The organism is Neobacillus sp. YIM B06451 (assembly GCF_032667185.1).
Lineage (GTDB): Bacteria > Bacillota > Bacilli > Bacillales > Cytobacillaceae > Bacillus_D.
This window is the reverse complement of sequence record NZ_JAVFKJ010000002.1, coordinates 1-18712: the sequence shown is the minus strand read 5'-3', so window position 1 is coordinate 18712 and position 18712 is coordinate 1. Positions and strand designations below refer to the sequence as shown.

The window sequence follows — 18712 nt, the reverse complement described above, 5'->3', positions numbered from 1 at the left end:
TTATTTTATTCAATCAAAATTGATGCGATTTTTAATGAGATTGATAGTATTGCCTTAAAAAACACATAAAGCCAAATGAAGAGAAAGGCACATCTCATGCTTTACGTTTAATTGGGAGGGAAAACGTTGCGGTTTAAGATTGATGACGTTTCGTACGAATTACTGGAGGCGCATGATTTTGGCTGGCTTAAGGATTACGGTAACGTGTTTTGCGTCTTTGACAGGCAGGATTCTGGCAATATCGCGTTTGGGATTGAACGAAATGGGGCGAAAAAGCTGGTGAAATTCGCTGGGGCGAAAACATTGAGGTATGCCGGAAAGCCAGAGGATGCGGTGGCGCGGTTGAAGGACGCTGCGCTTCTTTATGGGGAATTGAGCCATCCACATTTGGTAAGCCTTGAGGATCACTTTGCGGTTGACGGGTGCTATGCGCTCGTTTTTGACTGGTTTGAAGGGGAGTGCCTGCACATGCCGGATGAGTTCCCCCCACCCAAAAAGTACACTGATCCCAATTCTCCCTTTTTCCGGTTCAGGCAGTTGTCGGCCGAAAAGAGGCTTGGTGCCCTGGAATGCATTTTTGAGTTCCATGCCTTTGCCGAAAAGAAAGGCTTTGTGGCAATCGACTTTTTTGATGGAAGCATTTTGTATGATTTTAAAACAAACACAATACGAATTTGTGATATCGACCTTTATCAGAAAAAGCCCTTTATCAATTCGATGGGCAGAATGTGGGGTTCTTCCCGGTTCATGTCGCCAGAGGAATTCAAGCTTGGCGCGCCGATTGACTCCCAGACCAACGTTTTTAATATGGGTGCGGCTGCGTTTGTGCTGCTTGGCGGTGAATTAGACCGTTCATTTTCAAAATGGGAGGCAAGTATAGATCTCTACGAGGTAGCGCTGAAGGCGGTTGAAAAGGAGCACGTTGCCCGGTATTCAACTGTTGAAGAGTTTTTCGATGCGTGGAAAAAAGCCCGTGGATAATGAATTACAAGCTTAATAATCCTTTGCTTCACTTTTGAAAGTGGCTTGTTTCTACTTTTCATGCCGTTTTCGTTTTTCTCATTAATAGTTTTTTGGAACTTTCATTTGAACATGAATTTAAAGGTATCCAGAAGTCTCCCTAGTAAAAATTAGTCGTTTGCCTGAACTCTAATCAGTATAAGTTTTCAAGGAAGGCACTAAGTTGGGAAATTTATGAGATGCAAGAAAATACCAAAATATTAATGTAAATAACTCGACGAGGTGGTAAAATTAGGAATACAAACGGAGGATTGATAGGGGATTTCATTGGGGAGGAAACGAAGGTTTTGAAGAAAATTGCTTATGTTCTGCTTTTGCTTATGTTGGCTGGCTGTGGAGGTAATGAGGCTGCCCAAGGCAATGGATCGCAGAACCCAGGAACAAGTACAAAAGCGAGCGGTGTTCCATATTCCGCATTCAACAAGGTTACACTCGAGGATTTCCTTGAGGACTTTGAAAGCAAGTATTATGTAATTCATGAAAAAATGGATGAGGGACAAAATGTTCCGAAAGCCGTCATCGGAGAGTACGAAGTGGAGTTCGGAACAACCGATATTTGGTTTAGTCCCCACCTAGTTCTATCAGCGGTCCTGAATGACGATGACACTTTAAGCATGGTTGTACTCACCCAGTTGATGCCAACCAAAGAACCGGCCGATTATAATGAGATAGAAGCAAAAAAGGTTATTTTGGCGCAATATTCAATCCTTGAACAGGCGTTGATTGCATCCACCGCACCCGGAGCAACAAAAAAGGATTTGAAAACAGTCCAGGAAGGATTGGCCCAAAAATCCGAAATAATAGAAGAGGAAGCAGACTTTTTTATCCATAAAGAAATTGCTTATTCCTATCAGTTGGATAAAAATGACCCGGCGGGAGAAAAAAAGTTTTTCTTTATAACCTTCGAGGGTGAACCTCCTAACTAGACTTTTTGATTATAAAGAGCTTCTTTAAAAAAACCCCCCTTCCAAATCGGAAGGGTTTTTTGCTGTTAAGGTTCAACTGAATCAATTGTCTAAAACTATTTGCTGACAAGGAGGCATAGGAGAAACGCGACATTTTTCTTCATTTTATACTAAAATATAGAATTTTGAAGAATTTTTTTGAAAATATGGAAAACTCCGCTGTCATATTCAGCGGAAAATGTTAAAATTAAGAAAAGTTTCAGTCTGGCTAAAAAGGGGTGAAATTCGCTTTCGAGGGCTTCAATGAAAGAGGTTGAAGCACCGAGTTGTTATATTTTTTAAAAAAATCAAGAATACATAGAAGCTTTGAAAGATTGCTATCTGGATTGGAGCGCCAGTTGTTTTTTAAAAGAAACATTCACTTTCGGCGCAATTCTCTTTCAGGACATATTACTCTATTATTTTTACAGGAAGGAAGAAAAGTGCGTGAGAATCCTACTATCTTGTTTAATGGTCATGTTGATGCTTGCGGGTTGCAGCGAAAAAGAGGAAGCGGGTAACAAGGAGCCCTCTGTGGATGTGAACGATAACCAATCTGAAAACGAAGGTGTAGATCATGCAGGGTTGACCGGCCTGCCTGCAAGTATCAATCTTGAATCCTATTCTACTTTTAGTAACTTGATGCTGGATGATTTCATTTTAGTAACCAATCGTGTGTATGACCGTGTTTATGAAGAAATGGCTGCAGGAAAAGATATTCCAAGGGTAATGATTGGAAACTATGAAACGATGGGCGAAATGTTTACAATTCAGATTATGGAAGGCCTTGATTTTACAGGAATGCTGAATGAGGACGACACGGTAAACATGGTCACCCTCGTCAAGAAGCATTTTCCCGAGGACGTGACAGACAAGGATGAACTCGAGAGGAAAAAAGCGATCAATGACCAGTACGAGATTTTGAAAAGGACATTGATTGGAGCGACTGCTCCGAAAGCATCTGCCGAGGACATCAAGGCGATTGAGGATGGCCTCGACATGACAGAGGAACAGAAAATAGAGGAGCCAACCTTCGCTTATAAAGGAATCACTTACACAGAAGCAACCGACATAAGCGATGCCGAAAACCCTCAAGTCTACTTCTTCATCACACCTGAATCCGGTGAATAAACGAACTTTCGCGCCTTCAATTGGGCTGTAGATTAAATAAGTTTTGCTGAAATTGGTGCAAGGTACCCTCGTGGGACAGAAAATGTCCCGGGAAGGGCCAGGCACCTTTTTTGTTTTGGGGTGAAGTTGAGTGACATTGTTTGGGTAAAATCCGAAAAGAAAGTCACTCAAATCCCGTTGAGTGACATTGTTTGGGTAAAAATCGAAAAGGAAGTCACTCAAATCCTGTTTAGTGACATTGTTCAGGTAAAATTCGAAAAGGAAGTCACTCAAATCCTGTTTAGTGACATTGTTCAGGTAAAATTCGAAAAGGAAGTCACTCAAATCCTGTTTAGTGACATTGTTCAGGTAAAATTCGAAAAGGAAGTCACTCAAATCCTGTTTAGTGACATTGTTCAGGTAAAATTCGAAAAGGAAGTCACTCAAATCCTGTTTAGTGACATTGTTCAGGTAAAAATCGAACAGGAAGTCACTTAAACCCGGGTGAGTGACATTGTTCGGGTAAAATCCGAAAAGGAAGTCACTCAAATCCTGTTAAGTGACATTGTTCAGGTAAAAATCGAAAAGGAAGTCACTTAAACCCGGTTGAGTGACATTGTTCGGTTAAAATTCGAATAGGAAGTCACTTAAATCCCGTTGAGTGACAGTGTTCGGTTAAAATTCGAATAGGAAGTCACTTAAATCCCGTTGAGTGACAGTGTTCGGTTAAAATTCGAATAGGAAGTCACTTAAATCCCGTTGAGTGACAGTGTTCGGTTAAAATTCGAATAGGAAGTCACTTAAATCCCGTTGAGTGACAGTGTTCGGTTAAAATTCGAATAGGAAGTCACTAAAAACCCGTTTAGTGACATTGTTCAGGTAAAAATCGAACAGGAAGTCACTTTAACCCGGTTGAGTGACATTGTTCGGGTAAAATCCGAAAAGGAAGTCACTTAAATCCCGTTGAGTGACATTGTTCGGTTAAAATTCGAATAGGAAGTCACTTAAACCCGGTTGAGTGACATTGTTCGGGTAAAAATCGAAAAGGAAGTCACTAAAAGCCCGTTGAGTGACATTGTTCGGTTAAAATTCGAATAGGAAGTCACTTAAATCCGGTTGAGTGACATTGTTCGGGTAAAATCCGACAAGGAAGTCACTTAAATCCCGTTGAGTGACAGTGTTCGGTTAAAATTCGAATAGGAAGTCACTTAAATCCGGTTGAGTGACATTGTTCGGGTAAAATCCGACAAGGAAGTCACTTAAATCCCGTTGAGTGACATTGTTTGGGTAAAAATCGACAAGGAAGTCACTTAAACCCGGTTGAGTGACATTGTTCGGGTAAAAATCGAAAAGGAAGTCACTCAAATCCCGTTTAGTGACATTGTTCGGGCAAAATTCGAAAAGGAAGTCACTCAAATCCCGTTGAGTGACATTGTTCGGGTAAAAATCGAAAAGGAAGTCACTAAAAGCCCGTTGAGTGACATTGTTCGGGTAAAAATCGAAAAGGAAGTCACTAAAAGCCCGTTGAGTGACATTGTTCGGGAAAAATGCGAAAAGGAAGTCACTCAAATCCCGGTTAGTGACATTGTTCGGGCCAAATTCGAAAAGGAAGTCACTCAAATCCAGATGAGTGACATTGTTTGGTCAAAATCGGAAAAGGAAGTCATTCAAATTCCATTGAGCGACAGATTTTGCTCATTAACCTTCTTGCTTTAAGTACCGGGCAACCGCCTGTAGCCATAACATTACATACGGTTGCCCGGCGCCTAAATGGCACTAAAAAATTGTTTAGTGGTAGAATAAGGTTAGTTCATTTCACGGGTGGGAGTTTTACATGATGGTTGCGAAGTACGGTGGATTGAAGGGGTTTTTGCGGGATGTGCGGTCGTTGTTTAAAGGCCCGGTGCTGGTGGTGAATGTCCTGCCGATTTTTACGGGTTTTTGGCTGGCGCTGTTTTTCAACGGCTATTCTTTCGCGGACCATTTAGATGTGTTTTTGTTGGCGATGGTTGGCGGTACGCTGCTAATGGGCGGGGCCCTTGTCATTAACAATTGGTACGACGTTGATATCGATACAATCATGGAGCGGACGAAGAAGCGCCCGACAGTGACGGGGCATTTTTCGCTAAAATCGGTCTTGATTACGGGAATTGCCCTGTCGGTTATCGGGCAGGTCCTCCTGCTGTTCACCACATATGAAGCTGCGATTTATGGCTTCATCGGCTGGTTCTCGTATGTCGTCCTGTACACGATGTGGTCGAAGCGGCGATATACGCTGAACACGGTCATCGGAAGCGTTTCCGGTGCGGTGTCGCCGATGATTGGCTGGACCGCGATCGACTCTGGCTTTCAGCTTGTCCCAATAATCCTGTTCCTGATCCTTTTTATATGGCAAATGCCGCATACATTCGCGATCGCAATCCGGAAATACGAAGAATACAAGGCGGCCAAGGTTGCGATGCTTCCGGTGGTGTACGGTTTGCCAGCAACAAAGCGGCAAATCTTTGTTTATGTTTTGTGTCTGCTTCCGTTGCCGCTTTACTTAGTATCGCTCGGCGGACTATTCGTCCTTGTTGCCATGCTTGCGAATCTCGGATTTTTGGCGGTTGCGATCCTTGGCTTTTACGCTAAAGATGATATGAAATGGGCAAGGGTGCTTTTTCTTTATTCAGTCAACTACATCACAATTATTTTCCTTTTGCCGATCGCCGTGACATTGCCGGCTTTTTGGTAAAAATAAGTCCTCGAATATTCGCCTCAAAAAAATCTGGGAAACCGTTCTAATATACCGGTTTCCCTTTTTGCGTCTACATTTTTTCATCCCCATTCTCCATTCGGCTTCTCTATCCTTTTCCCTTTCGTTTTTTGTCCCCAATTTTCTGTTCCGCTTCTCTTATAAAAAGCCAAATTCTCAATTAGCCCCCGTTCAGGAGATGTTCACCAATTTGTCACGAATTCAGTTTCGGCATTTTTCTTCCTCATTCGCAATGATTCGTATCTTCTGGAAATCGCAGAAAACCAGTAAGGATAAGGGTTCCAGCGCTATGCCTACCGGGTGCCAGACATCAAAGTATGACTGTTCGACAGGTGCGGCGGCCAGTTTTTCCAAAAAGAGGGTTGGGGGTGTGATTCAGTTCACTCTGCTGATAATCATTCGCAATTATGATGAAGGTAAGAAAAAAAGTAAAGGGGCTGGTTTACGGTGGCTGCACTAAAAGGGAAGAAGGCGGACAAGGGCAAGGAGACTTCGTTGATGGGGACGTTCATTTCGCTTGGGGTTGTTGGTGGCGTGATTTTACTAACTTATTTCGTACTATTCGGCCTGTTCATGGCCAGGTATTAGGGGGGAAACGGATATGCATCGTTCGGAGAAGGTTTGGTTGGCATTGAGTTTCGGGATGATTATGGGGTTTATGATTTTAACGGGGTATCAGACATTCGCGCTGGAGATGGGGCCTCCGAGCGCGAAGGAGACGATTGATCCGCAGCGGGTCGATGAAATCGCGCCATTCGATCAGCCTGGCGTGAAGCAGGTTGGTGAAAACGAATATGAAGTCGTGATGACGCTGCAGATTTTTAGTTTCACGCCTGCGAAAATCGAGGTTCCAGCCGGGGCGAAGGTGACGTTCATTTTGACCTCAAAGGATGTTGTCCACGGGTTTGAGGTTGCGGAAACGAATATAAATGCAATGGTGGTTCCGGGGCATATCCAACGGATCACACAGGTTTTTGAAGAAGCGGGCGACTATCTTGTTTTATGCAACGAATATTGCGGCGCGGGCCACCAGATGATGGCCACGACGATTACGGTGAAGTAAAGGGGGGCAGCGAAAATGGCTACAGTATTGGCTCATACGTTTAAAGAAAAAGCGAACAACGCGCTAGGAGTTAATCCGAAAGACGCAGTTTTATCGAAATCATACATTTTTGTCGCATTCATAGCCTTGCTTGTCGGCGGATTTTTGGGATTGCTTCAGGGGCTGAACCGGGCGGGAATTCTCGAATTGCCGACATGGTTCAACTATTATCAGGTGCTAACGGCTCACGGACTCTTGTTGATTCTAGTCCTGACGGCGTTTTTCACCATCGGTTATTTTTACGCGGCGATGTCCCATACATTGGGCGGGCTGCTTCCGAAAGTTAGGAAGATGGCGTGGATTGGATTTGGGATGAAGATTTTCGGTTTCGTGATGGCGGTCATTCCGATATTGCTGAAACAGGCTTCGGTTATGTTCACGTTCTATCCGCCGATGGCAGCGTCTCCGTGGTTCTACATCGGGCTCGTGTTCATCGTGCTCGGCGTCTGGATGTGCGCGTTCGGTTGCTTTATACAGGTTGCAACTTGGAGGAAGCAGCATAAAGGGCAGCACGTTCCGATTATCTCTTATTTTGCGACAGGCGTTTTCATTCTTCTGTTCTTCAGTTCGATTCCGGTTGCGATTGAAGTGTTCATGATTATCCCTTGGGCGTTCGGTTGGGTAAAAACGATCAATGTCATGCTCGCAAGGACGCTGTTCTGGGCATTCGGGCATACGCTCGTGAACATTTGGTATTTGACAGCCGTTTCGGCTTGGTACGTGGTTGTTCCAAAATTGATGGGCGGCAGGCGCTGGAGCGATACGCTTACGCGGGTTGTTATCATTGCACTTGTAGTAATGAACATTACGGGCGGCTTCCACCACCAGATTGTCGACCCTGGCATTTCTGAATCGGTTAAATTCATGCACGTATTCATGAGCCTTGCGATTGGTTTCCCGTCGTTGATGACTGCTTACGCGCTGTTCGCGGTTTTTGAAAGGACGGCACGCCGAAACGGCGGAAAAGGGCTTCTTGGCTGGTATAAAAAAATGCCTTGGAGCGATGTGCGTTTCCTTGCTCCTTTCATCGCAATGGTTGCATTCATTCCGGCTGGTGCTGGCGGGATCGTACAAAGCACGAACCAACTGAACCAGGTTGTCCACAATACGATGTGGGTTGTCGGACACTTTCATTTGACGCTCGGTATGACGGTTGTGATGACGTTCTTCGGAATCAGCTACTGGCTCGTTCCTTACCTGTCCGGCAGGGTGCTGACTAAGTCGATGAACCGGTTAGGCTTGATCCAGACATGGGTTTGGACGATCGGCATGACGACGATGGCGTTCGCGATGCACTATCTTGGATTGATGGGCTCGCCAAGGAGGACTTCCTTCACAACGTATGGCGACCATGCGACAGCAATTGGCTGGAATCCGTATCTTGCACTGCTTGCAATCGGCGGCACGCTGCTCATTATCGGGGTTGTGCTCCAGGTATATGCCGTAATTAATATGATGTTCTTCGCTCCGAAAGGCGACACGGAATTCCCGATTGCAGAGGAGGAAGAGAATGCTTCAAAGACGCCGTACTGGACAGAGCGTTGGGGCGTCTGGATTGTTGTAATGCTTGTCATTGTGGGAATGGCGTACGTCATTCCGCTGACAGAGTTCATCGTGAACTCGCCTCCGGGATCGCCTCCGTTTAAGACGTGGTAAGGGAGTAAGGTTTGTGCGGTCCGTTTGGGGCAGAAGGCTGAAGGAGTTTGGCTGATGCACACGGCTCAGGGATTGATCGCTGGGCCGTGTGTGTGGCTTGCATACTGAAGGCATGGGCCCAAAGGATTTTTTCAAAAAAGAGAGGGTTTGGCGATCGGCTGTCTCTGCCAGGGGATTACACTGGATGGAAGTGGTTTTCATGAAGAAGCTTGGAAGAAATACATGGGCGAGTATCGTGGTGCTGCTGTTCGGGGTTGTGCTGTTCTATGTGGGGACGGACGGGTTCCGGGCGTTTACGGCAGAGGCGGCGCGGGTTGAGCGGCTGAAGGCGGATAAGCCAAAGTTTCCTGAGGTGACGCTTGAGGATAGCATGGGGCGGGCGTATTCGGTTTCGGAGTTTAAAGGGAAGTATGTGTTCATTACGTTCCTTTATACGAGCTGCGGGACGGTTTGCCCTGAGCTTGAGATGAATATGGGCGAGGTGTACAAGAAGCTGCCGGAGCGCTATTTGGGGAAGGAGATTGTGTTTTTGAGCATCAGTTTCGACCCTGAGCGGGATACTCCTGAGCGGCTTGATAAGTACAAGGACATGTTCGGAAGCGATGGAGAGACATGGCGGATGGCGAGGATTTCGGACCAGGCGGAGCTCGATTCGCTGTTGAAGGAGTTCGGCGTGATCGTGATTCCTGATGGGGAAGGGAATTTCGCGCACAATTCGGCGTTTTATCTGGTCGACCCTGAGGGCAAATTGGCTGACGTGATGGACTACACGAAGACCGGCGAGGCGACGCGAAAGGTTCTTCGGATCATGGAGGAGGGGGAGAAGCGATGAAACAGGCGAGTTATGGTTTGTTGTTGCTCGTGGCTTTGATGCTTCCCCCGGTCGCCAGTTTCATGGAGTCAATCATGATTGTCCATATGCATATGCAGATGCCGATGCTCGTGGTGGCGGGCTTCTTTATGGGACGTTTTTTCCAGGAAAGGTTTCCGGGCTTTTTTGAAAAGTGGAATGAGAATGGTGTGCCGGGGATTCTATTGTTTGTTGTGGTGATTGGGTACTGGATGCTGCCGCGGGCGATGGATGAAGCGCTCACGGTCCCGGCGGTCGAAGTTTTCAAGTTTATTAGTTTGCCTTTTTTGGCGGGGGTTCCGCTACGGGATAGCTGGGGAAAGCTTTCGGGGTTCGGCAGGAACTTGGTTATTGGCTTTTTTACGGCGCTGATTGTTGGGATGGGCTGGCTGTATATCATGGCACCAGACAATCTGTGCAACAGCTACCTCGTTATCGACCAGGTTATCCTCGGCTGGGGGTATATAGCTACCGCCGTTGCATTTATCGTGTATTTGGCGTATACGTTCTTTATCAATCCGGCTGATTATGAATAGGGGATGCGTTAGCGAAAGGGGTAGCGATTTTTTTAGACGGTTTCGGTGATCTGTTAACGAGCGGCTGTGCAATACTTTTTGGTCCTGGCGGTTGTGCCTGGGCTTTTTTTATTGTGGAAACAGTTCGCATTGTACCCCGGTTCTGAAAGCTTTCCGGAAAATCGCCGTGAATGTGTCAACAGATACCATGACTTCTGACAGCTTTTCGGAAAATTGCTGCGAACGAGTCGGAAGTCTTTTTATTTTGGTTCCGATAAAACCAGATAATCTTTTAGAACCCTGTACCGGTCTTAATGTCCGTTGATTTTCAAAACGGCCACTCCACCAAAGTTGTGTGAGGATTTTGTATTGGGGTATGGTGTTTATGGGGTTAACGGCAATAAATCGTTTTGAAACATTTTTAAAATTAAAACGTTAATAATAAGAGTCAAAGTCGGGAGGGATTGTTGATGGACAACGGGAAGGATAAGGATGAACAGGTTAAACAAATAGATGATTTGATCAAGTCGATATACGACGGCCTGGTGGTATCCAAGCTTCCAGAGGTTTTGAAGAAAAAAATTCGCGGGGAGCTTGAGCAGTTGAAATTGTTCACCTTGAATGCAAGGCCGGCCAGGATTGCGATTGTCGGGCGCAGGGGTGCGGGAAAATCGAGCTTGATCAATGCTATTTTCGGTGAGATGCGGGCGGAAATTGGCGATGTGAAAGCTAGAACCGGGATGGGCAAATGGCATACGTATGAATCGGAAGCTGGAAACCTTGAAATTCTCGACACACGGGGACTTGGTGAGGCTGACCGGCCAGAAGAACAATTTTCATACTCAACCGCGATGGAAGAGGTCCAAGCGTCGATTCGGGAAAAGTGCCCGGATGCGATTCTTTTTTTAAGCAAAGCAAAGGAAGTTAGCTCGAGAATCGATGAGGACATCAAACAGCTTGCCGAACTGCGAAAAATGATTGAGGTGGAGCATCAGTATACCATTCCCGTTATCGGCGTTGTCACCCAAGTGGACGAGCTTAGCCCGAAGTCGGTGGATAAACCGCCGTTTAACAATGAAATAAAGCAGAAGAACATTGCAGAAGCGGTCGAAGTACTGGCCACGAAGCTTGAAGAAGGGGTTTCCACGCCCGTTAAAGTGATTCCGGTGAGCTCCTATATGGAATTCGAAGGTGGTGAGATTGTCTACGACATTCGCTGGAACGTCGATGAACTGCTCGATTACCTCATTGAGCAGCTGCCCAATGAGGCACAAATGATTCTCGCAAAATTGTCGAAGATCAAATCGATCCAAAAAAAACTGGCCAGGAGGATTGGGAAAAGCGTCGCGGGAATAACCGGCGCGATCGGGGCGAGCCCAATCCCGGGACCTGATATCCCCATCATAACAGGGCTGCAGATGGCGATGGTGACGTCAATCGGGCTGATTGGCGGTAAGAGGCTCGATAAAAAAGGCGTAATCGAGTTTGTCAGCGCCCTTGGGGTGAATGCCGCGGCTGGACTCGTTTTCCGGCAGGTCGCCCGCCAGCTTCTGAAAATTATCCCTGTTGCTGGAAGCGTCATCTCAGGGGCAGTCGCAACGGCAGGCACTTACGCTCTTTGCGAAGCGGCAATAGCCTATTTCATTGATGAAAGCCCGCTTGAAAATGTCCGAAACATCTACAAAACTATCTTTGAGCAAAAGAAAAAGGAATAACATTTTTGAAAAGGCAGCCAATTAGAATGGCTGCCTTATCTTGTTCAAGAAAGTAAAAATAGCATGCTAGTTAGTAGTCCAATTCAGTTACATTAGGACTGATTCTTTTTTACTATAAGAAGGTTATAAATAAGGGCAAGGAGAATATATAAAGATAGACTATGTTCATAGTCTCACTTCAAAATTAAATTAATTACACCTGCTTGCTTTTCCAGCTGGAGCCTTTCTTGGAAAGAGCACAGATTCTTTTACAAAGACTTGTTCAACCGAAGGAAAAAGGATAGGAGGCGGTTCAGGTGAAAGCAGCTGTATATGGTACATATGGCCCCCCAGAAGTCATGGAGATAAAAAAGGTCGAACAGCCATCCATTAAGGATGATGATAGAGTGTTGATTCGAGTGCACAGTGCCTCGGTCAATGCTTTAGACTATTTGTACCGGAAGGGTTACTTGCCCACAAGGTTGGATAATGGACTAACAAAACCGAAAAATCCCATACTTGGCATTGATGTTGCAGGAACGGTTGAGGCAGTCGGTAAAAATGCAAACAAATTTAAGGTTGGCGATCGCGTTTTCGGGAGTTGTTTCGGTTCCCATTCCGAATTTGTCTCACCGCGTGAGAGTTCCCTAAGCCATATGCCTAAAAACGTTACTTTTGAGGAGGCGGCGGCTATACCGTGTGCCGCGCAAACCGCACTACAGGCATTGCGAAATGTTGCCCAGGTGAAGCCGGGACAAAAAGTCTTAATCTATGGAGCCTCAGGCGGGGTTGGGCACTTTGCTGTTCAGCTTGCAAAATGCTTCGGGGCTGAAGTAACCGCAGTTTGCAGTACCTCCAATCTAGAGTGGGTTAAGAAACTTGGGGCAGATTACGTTCTTGATTATACAAAAGAAGATTTCGCAAATAATGGAAGGAAGTATGATGTTATTCTGGACGCAGTTGGAAAGCGGACCTTTTTCAGTTGTTTGCGTTCGCTAACCGATAGTGGGGTTTATATAACAGAACATCTATTTTACCCTAAATATCACCCTGTTCAATTGATGTTAAGCACATTTATGGGTCGTAAGAAAGCAAAGATTCATCTTGCCAAACCAAATGATGAAGATCTCGATTTCTTAGCCGGCCTTGTAGAGGATGAGAAATTAAGACCGACTATTGAGAAATACTTTCCTTTGGAACAGATTGTCGAGGCGCACCGGCATATCGAACGTGGACGTACAAAAGGAAAGATTGTTCTTACCATCAAATAGGGCAATAGAATACAGCGTTGATTCGATATGAAAAACAAAATCCCTCCTAGCTCGGAGGGATTTTTATTATGTATAGGCAATGCCAGCGCACTTGACGTTATTGATGTCGCCTGAACTGCAAGGGGTAACCGCATAGGTCATTTCACATTTCGGGCAATTTATGACGACTGTTTTAAGGTTGAAAACCTCGCCGCACTCACAGTGAATTTCATGCTCAACCAAAGGTGAATGCCCTGCTTTTCCTTTTTCCTTCACATGATCGACAACCGCTTTGCCATCCTCCATACTCGAACATCCGCAGCACATATCCAAACACTCCTCTTTCGCAAAATGACAACTTTCCTCAACCGTAGCACAACCAATGAAAAAGCCATATGCCAAATATCACAGCCGAACGGGTGGAACAGAGGACAAAGCTAGTGCTTCTTAACCCCAAAAACAGGGGACGGGCCCAACGCTTCATTCTGAATACAAATGAAGGGAAGGCGCATCCCCTGCTTCAAAAGCTTTATTATTTGGTTATGGCCGTGGATCGACCGGGTTTCGATTTAAATTAAAGCCGTGGGTCGACTGGGTCGGATTCCATTGCGAGTGTGGCGAGGACGCATTCGTGGACCCGCTCGATTGATTCACCCGCTACGAAACGCTTTACACCTTCGATTCCGAGAGCGAATTCCCGGAGTGCGAGCTTTTGTTTTTTACCTGTCGTGCGCTTTTTAAGCCGTTCAAGGTTGGCGGGGAGAAGGTAATCCATCCCGTAAATAATCCGTAGGTATTTTCTTCCCCTGACCTTAATCGCAGGCTGGATGAGTTTCCCTTCGGCTTTTGGTACGAACATTTCCGGCTTAATCACGATTCCTTCATGGCCTTCTTCCGTCATTTCGGTCCACCATTGAATGGTTTCCGCCTCGCTGGCATCATCCTCAATTATTTTATATTCCGTTTCTATAAACAAGTCCGATAACCCAGCAAGAACCCGGTTCATTTCCATATGCCAGGTGTGTGGCCTATCAAAAAAGTCCTTATTGCTGTGAGCCAGGACATGGAATGGCGCTATCCGGATTTTTTTAATGCTGTCGACATCCCAGCAATACTGCTGGAAGACCTCCTTAAAGGCGGCCGCATTGGCCAGTTTTTGCTGATATTCACTAAGCCATGGCTCCACCGCGGGGTTACTTGCAGCAGCAGCGGCCAATTTTTCCGCTAGGTCGGACCTATCAATCAGTGCGGCTTCCGAGACATGGGCGTATTGATTTTGAATCAGTTCCTTCGCCTTCAAGTTCCATGGCATGATTTCAGCGTCCAGAAGGACAAAGTCTGTTTCGTATTTTGTAAAATAACCCCCGGCACGCAAATCATCGTTGAGCCTTTTAACAATTTCGGATTCCGTACCGCTGTCAAAAAAGCGGCGGCCGGTTTTCGTATAGATAACTCCGAGAGTTTTCATTCCAGTATATTTAACAGCACTTTCTTCATCCTTGAATAGAAAAAGGATGCCCCTGCTGCCCATATGTTTCTTTTCAGCGACCAGCCTTGTAATTCCGTGGCTTCGATAGTACTCTATAGCCTCTTTCGGATGCTCTAGAAAATTTTCCAAAGAAGAAGGGGCTGGCGTCGGGCTCATCGTCGGCGGAATGTAAACCAGCTGCTCAATCGGCACTGTAAAATGGGAGACTGTGTCGATTGCAGGTTTTACAATGTCCTCGTATACCCGGACCTCGCCCACTTGCTCTGTAATCACGGAATACCCGTTTATAAACTTGCCGATATTCGGAGGATTGAACCGATTTTTCTCCCATTCCAGAAGAGGGTTGTCCGGCATCCCGGAATAATCCCTATCGGATTTTACAAAAACGAATTCTTCCTCAGGGTATCGGTAGGCAGTCAATTTTCCGCCGAAGACAGCTCCCTGGTCGATGTTGATCGTATTGTTGACGATAAGCGGCTGAGGTTTCGGGTCATGCCCCCAAATAATCACCAGGCTCGATTTGTGATGGACGAACCAGTCCTTCCTGATCGGTTTTCCATCCTCGTTAAACCCATCCGTATCACCATACCGGCAAAAATCACTGATATCCCGTGATTGCTTTCCTATAAATTCGTCCTTTATTCCGGCATGGGCGCAGACCAGGGTTGGCACGCCATTTTTTGTAATCACATAGTGGGAAGGAGTCTTTAGTAAAAAGTCTTTAAGAACAGCTTTTAATTCAGCCGTGCGTTCAGGCCCATTCTGCGCTTCATAGTCTTCCAATTCGTGCGCGATCTTTTCATCCCCGTGGCCGAGGGAAACCTTCCTACCCTCAAGCCATCTCGCTATTTTCCAGCCGTGATTGCTATCAATCATAAAGCTTAGGCCATGTTCGATATGCCGGACAAAAAAGAGCATTGTTTTCAATGATTCCGGACCACGGCTCATCACATCCCCGATTGAAAGGAACTTCCTGCCTTCTGGATGGATATAGAGGCCTTCGGAATTTTGCTCATAGCCAAGCTTAAGGAGAAGCTCGGTCATTTCCTCGTAGCAGCCGTGAATATCTCCGATAATATCAATTCCGGAACCAACATCAATGACAACAGGATTGGTCCTCCTAATAAGTTCTGAATCGGCCGTCTCTTTTATATGGTAAACCGCCGTGTAGCCTTCTTTTTTAATAAAGCGCTTTTCCCTGTTGAATACCTGGTATTGCTGCTTGATGCGCCTTTTTCCACGTGGATTGTCCCGCTTTTCATCCCTTTCAAGCAAAACCTTTTCGGGGATGTCCAATATCATGGCAAGGACGGGGACATGATGTTTCCGGGCGAGGGCGATATAGCGCTTTCGCTCATCGGCATGGAGGTTGGTCGCGTCAATAAATGTCAATTTGTTCAGCCGGCAGCGGGCCTCTATGACTGAATCCAACATGGCAAATGCTTCTTTTGATATGGCACTGTATTCATCAAACAGGCTGTCAGACTCATCTTTAGGACGGCCACGCCAGTCGATGAATTCGGTATCGCTTACAAGGATGCGGAATTCATCGGAACTTGCAACCTCGGAGGCTTTAATCGAATTCGAATCGATCCAATTTTGTAAAAGAGTCGACTTGCCGCTGTTGGATGGCCCAATCAAGAGGACAATTCCCGCATGGGGTACAATTAGCTTCATCAGGCACCATCCTTTCTTTTAAAAATACACAACTGGGTTGGCTCACCATACTCGGAATGGCTTTCGCCAATCCCTTCAAAAATGGTTTCGTAACTGCCATCTTTAGCGAGCCTATTGCACCAGTCTTGGAACTCATCCCTTGTCCATTCAAAACGGTGGTCGGAATGGCGTATCCCATCCAGGCCATAAACGGCGTTAAACTCCTTATTTGGCGTCGTCACGAACAAGGTTTTCGGCCGGTATTGGTGGAGGATTGTATCCATTACCTTGGGTAGCCTTTCCTGGTCGATGTGTTCGATCACTTCGCACAAAATCATCGCATCCATTCCCTTAAGCCGGTCGTCATAATAGAAGAGCGAACCCCAAAGCTGGGTCGGCGAAACGAAACCTTCAATCTGTTCGCCTTTTTTGAACCGTTCCATTGCTTTCAAGGAGGCCGATTCCGAAGGCTCAACAGATAAAATTTCTTTTACCCCAGGGACGAAACCAAGCCGAAAGGATAGTTTCCCTTCTCCCGAACCAAAATCTACTATTCTTTCACGCTTTTGTAGTCCGCTAATCAGTTCAGTAATTCTTTCATAGCGGAGGTCATTTAATTTGGTTTTCGGTTCTTGCAGCTGTGCCTCGTTTTCTTCGTTTTGGGAATTGATAGTTTCCCCGCCAACCTTAGTTAAATCGGTTCCGCTAGCATTCTCAATCTCCGAATCTATTACAACCTGATTTTTAGGCGCGCTGGCCTTCGTTCCTTCTTGTATACCGGCCATGCTGTATACTTCACGGAATCGCAAAGCCTGCCGAAGAATGAAATCCTTCTCAGGATGATCGTCAAGCCAGCCTTCCCCAAATCTCTCAAGCTTTTCAATTTCCCTTTCATCTATAAAATAGTGCTTATAATTGTCCAAAACAGGGATGAGGACAAACAATTGCCGAAGCCCCATTTTAAGGGTCGTTTGCCCTTTTAGTAAAATAGACCGAATCGAGCTTCTCGCTTTAAAAGCGAAATTGTAATCTGTTTCCGCCCTCGAAATGTTAACCGTAAATCCAAGTGGCTCAAAGAGCGCCCGAATATGCTCATCGGAGAGGCTTGATGCAACAGGGGCAAACTCGAATTCCATATCAAACGGGTGGTCCACCCAGTCAAGGTATTCTTCTTTCGGTTGTCCATTTAATGCCGTGCCTAACGCTGTCCTTATTAGGGAGAGAAAGATGCTGCTCACCGCAAATTCCCGGTCATTAATGTAATGGGTAATGTCATAGACATTCCCACTGTTTTTAATCAGTTCAATTGGATCAGGTGAAACAAATATCGTCACATCAACCTCGTTATCCGTAAACTTGCTATAAAAAAGCCGGACAAGATGCCCCTTATGGGCCCGTTCATACAAATTTAACGGATTTTTCGCCAGCAAATGCGATACCATGCCCGCGCCATCGCCAGCCGCCCTAATTGTCAACTGCACAAAACCACCTCCACAAAATCAATCAAATCAATAAAACTTACAACAAGAATACCACAAGCAGGCGAAGAGTGAAGCAGGGAATGGATGGAGCGCTTCCATTTAAAAATAAAAGTACTTCCCCTACATCATAACTCCACTTTTTACAAGCAACTGCATTCCTATGACTTTTGTCGCTTAGGAAAATTTTACCGTTTGTTATGATGATTCTGAATAGTTTCATTTGAGGAGGGTATCACATGCAAAAGTGGAAATTGATTACGCTGGCTGTTATTGTCATTATTCTCTTAGTCGTAATCGTACTCCCAAGAATCGCAAAAATTATTTTTATAAAACAGGCGGAAGAAAGCGCAAATAGTTTGCTTAAGGATCGTGATGTACAGAGTTCTACACCGATTGATAAAAATGACATAAAAGACCTTCCATCTCCGGTTCAGAAATGGCTGATAAATTCAAACGCAATAGGGAGGGAGCGAATTAACGCAGTTCGCTTAAAGCAGGAAGGGCAAATGAGGACGAAAAAAGATGGGCCGTGGATGCCGGTCAAAGCGGAGCAGTACTTTACCGTGGATGAACCTGGGTTTGTCTGGATTGCTGATGTGAGGATGGCTCCTCTCGTTCATCTGTCTGGAATAGATACTTTTAAGTCTGGCAAAGGAAGCATGAAAATCAAACTCTTTTCCATCATACCGGTTGTGAATGCGAATGCAGCAGAGATTGATTCGGGTACACTGATGCGCTATTTAGCCGAAATGCCGTGGTTTCCAAGCGCTGCCCTTGGTCCTAATATTAAATGGGAAGGAATTGATAACTATTCTGCGAAAGCGACAATGGAATATAAAGGGGTTAGCGTATCCGGAATTTTTACATTCACTGAAAATGGGGACATTGAGAGCTTTAAAGGGAAGCGCTACCGGGAAATGAATGGAAAGTACGAACTAAATGACTGGGGCGGAAGATACAAGGGAGTTAAAGAGTTTAATGGCTGGAGAATCCCGGAAAAAGGGACTGTCATCTGGTTTGAAGAAGATGGGGAATTTAATTGGTTTGAGGCTCGTATCAGTGAAATTGAATATAACAAACCTGAAATCTATTAATTGAAGAAACGAGACCATTTATATTTTATAAAAATAGAAGAAACCGTACTTTGAAGTGACCCCTGTCAAGTAGACACTAATAAGAAAGCAAAAATT

18 protein-coding genes are annotated in these 18712 nt (G+C 45.5%); 14 read left to right on the top strand and 4 right to left on the bottom strand.

Annotation, left to right across the window (positions count from 1 at the left end; genetic code table 11):
- Positions 1-111: 111 nt before the first annotated feature.
- From RB160_RS04690 to RB160_RS04675, 4 genes are all read left to right on the top strand, one after another.
- Entirely contained in the window at positions 112-981 is an 870-nt protein-coding gene (locus RB160_RS04690; RefSeq protein WP_396954667.1) for a serine/threonine-protein kinase, read from the top strand.
- A 326-nt stretch (positions 982-1307) separates the two neighbouring features.
- Positions 1308-1946: a hypothetical protein gene (locus RB160_RS04685; protein ID WP_316569074.1), complete on the top strand. Its 639-nt coding sequence runs from the start codon at positions 1308-1310 to the stop codon at positions 1944-1946.
- Positions 1947-2411: 465 nt separating this feature from the next.
- Positions 2412-3095, top strand: a complete 684-nt coding sequence (locus RB160_RS04680) for a hypothetical protein (RefSeq protein ID WP_316569073.1) — start codon at positions 2412-2414, stop codon at positions 3093-3095.
- Positions 3096-3221: 126 nt separating this feature from the next.
- Positions 3222-3572, top strand: a complete 351-nt coding sequence (locus RB160_RS04675; protein WP_316569072.1) for a hypothetical protein — start codon at positions 3222-3224, stop codon at positions 3570-3572.
- Between the two features lie 687 nt (positions 3573-4259).
- Here the strand turns inward: RB160_RS04675 and RB160_RS04670 are convergent.
- Positions 4260-4490 (bottom strand): hypothetical protein, encoded by a 231-nt coding sequence (locus RB160_RS04670; RefSeq protein WP_316569071.1) that lies wholly within the window; start codon positions 4488-4490, stop codon positions 4260-4262.
- 6 nt (positions 4491-4496) lie between these two features.
- Here RB160_RS04670 and RB160_RS04665 point away from each other — a divergent pair, with 6 nt between their 5' ends.
- From RB160_RS04665 to RB160_RS04625, 9 genes are all read left to right on the top strand, one after another.
- The gene (locus tag RB160_RS04665; RefSeq protein ID WP_316569070.1) at positions 4497-4790 is read left to right on the top strand and encodes a hypothetical protein; all 294 of its coding nucleotides are present in this window, start codon (positions 4497-4499) and stop codon (positions 4788-4790) included.
- Between the two features lie 118 nt (positions 4791-4908).
- A complete protein-coding gene (cyoE, locus tag RB160_RS04660; RefSeq protein WP_316569069.1) occupies positions 4909-5808 on the top strand; it encodes a heme o synthase in 900 nt (299 codons plus the stop codon).
- Between the two features lie 468 nt (positions 5809-6276).
- Positions 6277-6417, top strand: a complete 141-nt coding sequence (locus RB160_RS04655) for a cytochrome c oxidase subunit 2A (protein WP_316569068.1) — start codon at positions 6277-6279, stop codon at positions 6415-6417.
- Between the two features lie 13 nt (positions 6418-6430).
- A complete protein-coding gene (locus tag RB160_RS04650) occupies positions 6431-6892 on the top strand; it encodes a cytochrome c oxidase subunit II (RefSeq protein ID WP_316569067.1) in 462 nt (153 codons plus the stop codon).
- A 15-nt stretch (positions 6893-6907) separates the two neighbouring features.
- Entirely contained in the window at positions 6908-8587 is a 1680-nt protein-coding gene (locus RB160_RS04645) for a cbb3-type cytochrome c oxidase subunit I (protein ID WP_316569066.1), read from the top strand.
- A 199-nt stretch (positions 8588-8786) separates the two neighbouring features.
- Positions 8787-9419 carry an SCO family protein gene (locus RB160_RS04640; protein WP_316569583.1) on the top strand — a complete coding sequence of 211 codons (633 nt, stop codon included), beginning with the start codon at positions 8787-8789 and terminating at the stop codon, positions 9417-9419.
- Positions 9416-9973, top strand: a complete 558-nt coding sequence (locus RB160_RS04635) for a hypothetical protein (RefSeq protein ID WP_316569065.1) — start codon at positions 9416-9418, stop codon at positions 9971-9973. Before RB160_RS04640 ends, RB160_RS04635 begins: the two co-directional genes overlap by 4 nt.
- A gap of 449 nt (positions 9974-10422) precedes the next feature.
- Complete coding sequence (locus RB160_RS04630; protein ID WP_316569064.1) at positions 10423-11667, top strand: GTPase family protein; 1245 nt, start codon at positions 10423-10425, stop codon at positions 11665-11667.
- A gap of 296 nt (positions 11668-11963) precedes the next feature.
- Positions 11964-12917, top strand: a complete 954-nt coding sequence (locus RB160_RS04625) for an NAD(P)-dependent alcohol dehydrogenase (RefSeq protein ID WP_316569063.1) — start codon at positions 11964-11966, stop codon at positions 12915-12917.
- A gap of 66 nt (positions 12918-12983) precedes the next feature.
- Here RB160_RS04625 and RB160_RS04620 read toward each other — a convergent pair whose 3' ends face one another.
- The 3 genes from RB160_RS04620 to RB160_RS04610 all read right to left on the bottom strand — a co-directional run bounded on the left by RB160_RS04620 (position 12984) and on the right by RB160_RS04610 (position 17522).
- Positions 12984-13202 carry a hypothetical protein gene (locus RB160_RS04620; protein ID WP_316569062.1) on the bottom strand — a complete coding sequence of 73 codons (219 nt, stop codon included), beginning with the start codon at positions 13200-13202 and terminating at the stop codon, positions 12984-12986.
- Positions 13203-13470: 268 nt separating this feature from the next.
- The gene (locus tag RB160_RS04615) at positions 13471-16062 is read right to left on the bottom strand and encodes a polynucleotide kinase-phosphatase (RefSeq protein WP_316569061.1); all 2592 of its coding nucleotides are present in this window, start codon (positions 16060-16062) and stop codon (positions 13471-13473) included.
- Entirely contained in the window at positions 16062-17522 is a 1461-nt protein-coding gene (locus tag RB160_RS04610) for a 3' terminal RNA ribose 2'-O-methyltransferase Hen1 (protein ID WP_316569060.1), read from the bottom strand. Before RB160_RS04610 ends, RB160_RS04615 begins: the two co-directional genes overlap by 1 nt.
- A gap of 236 nt (positions 17523-17758) precedes the next feature.
- Between RB160_RS04610 and RB160_RS04605 the strand changes: the two genes are divergently transcribed.
- A complete protein-coding gene (locus RB160_RS04605) occupies positions 17759-18616 on the top strand; it encodes a DUF6544 family protein (protein ID WP_316569059.1) in 858 nt (285 codons plus the stop codon).
- Positions 18617-18712: the final 96 nt, after the last annotated feature.

Excerpts from the sequence above, each read along its gene's own strand:
- cyoE (WP_316569069.1), top strand. The coding sequence starts at position 4,909 with ATGATGGTTGCGAAGTACGGTGGATTGAAGGGGTTTTTGCGGGATGTG.
- RB160_RS04650 (WP_316569067.1), top strand. The coding sequence starts at position 6,431 with ATGCATCGTTCGGAGAAGGTTTGGTTGGCATTGAGTTTCGGGATGATT.
- RB160_RS04645 (WP_316569066.1), top strand. The coding sequence starts at position 6,908 with ATGGCTACAGTATTGGCTCATACGTTTAAAGAAAAAGCGAACAACGCG.
- RB160_RS04640 (WP_316569583.1), top strand. The coding sequence starts at position 8,787 with ATGAAGAAGCTTGGAAGAAATACATGGGCGAGTATCGTGGTGCTGCTG.
- RB160_RS04635 (WP_316569065.1), top strand. The coding sequence starts at position 9,416 with ATGAAACAGGCGAGTTATGGTTTGTTGTTGCTCGTGGCTTTGATGCTT.
- RB160_RS04630 (WP_316569064.1), top strand. The coding sequence starts at position 10,423 with ATGGACAACGGGAAGGATAAGGATGAACAGGTTAAACAAATAGATGAT.
- RB160_RS04620 (WP_316569062.1), bottom strand. The coding sequence starts at position 13,202 with ATGGAGGATGGCAAAGCGGTTGTCGATCATGTGAAGGAAAAAGGAAAA.
- RB160_RS04615 (WP_316569061.1), bottom strand. The coding sequence starts at position 16,062 with ATGAAGCTAATTGTACCCCATGCGGGAATTGTCCTCTTGATTGGGCCA.
- RB160_RS04605 (WP_316569059.1), top strand. The coding sequence starts at position 17,759 with ATGCAAAAGTGGAAATTGATTACGCTGGCTGTTATTGTCATTATTCTC.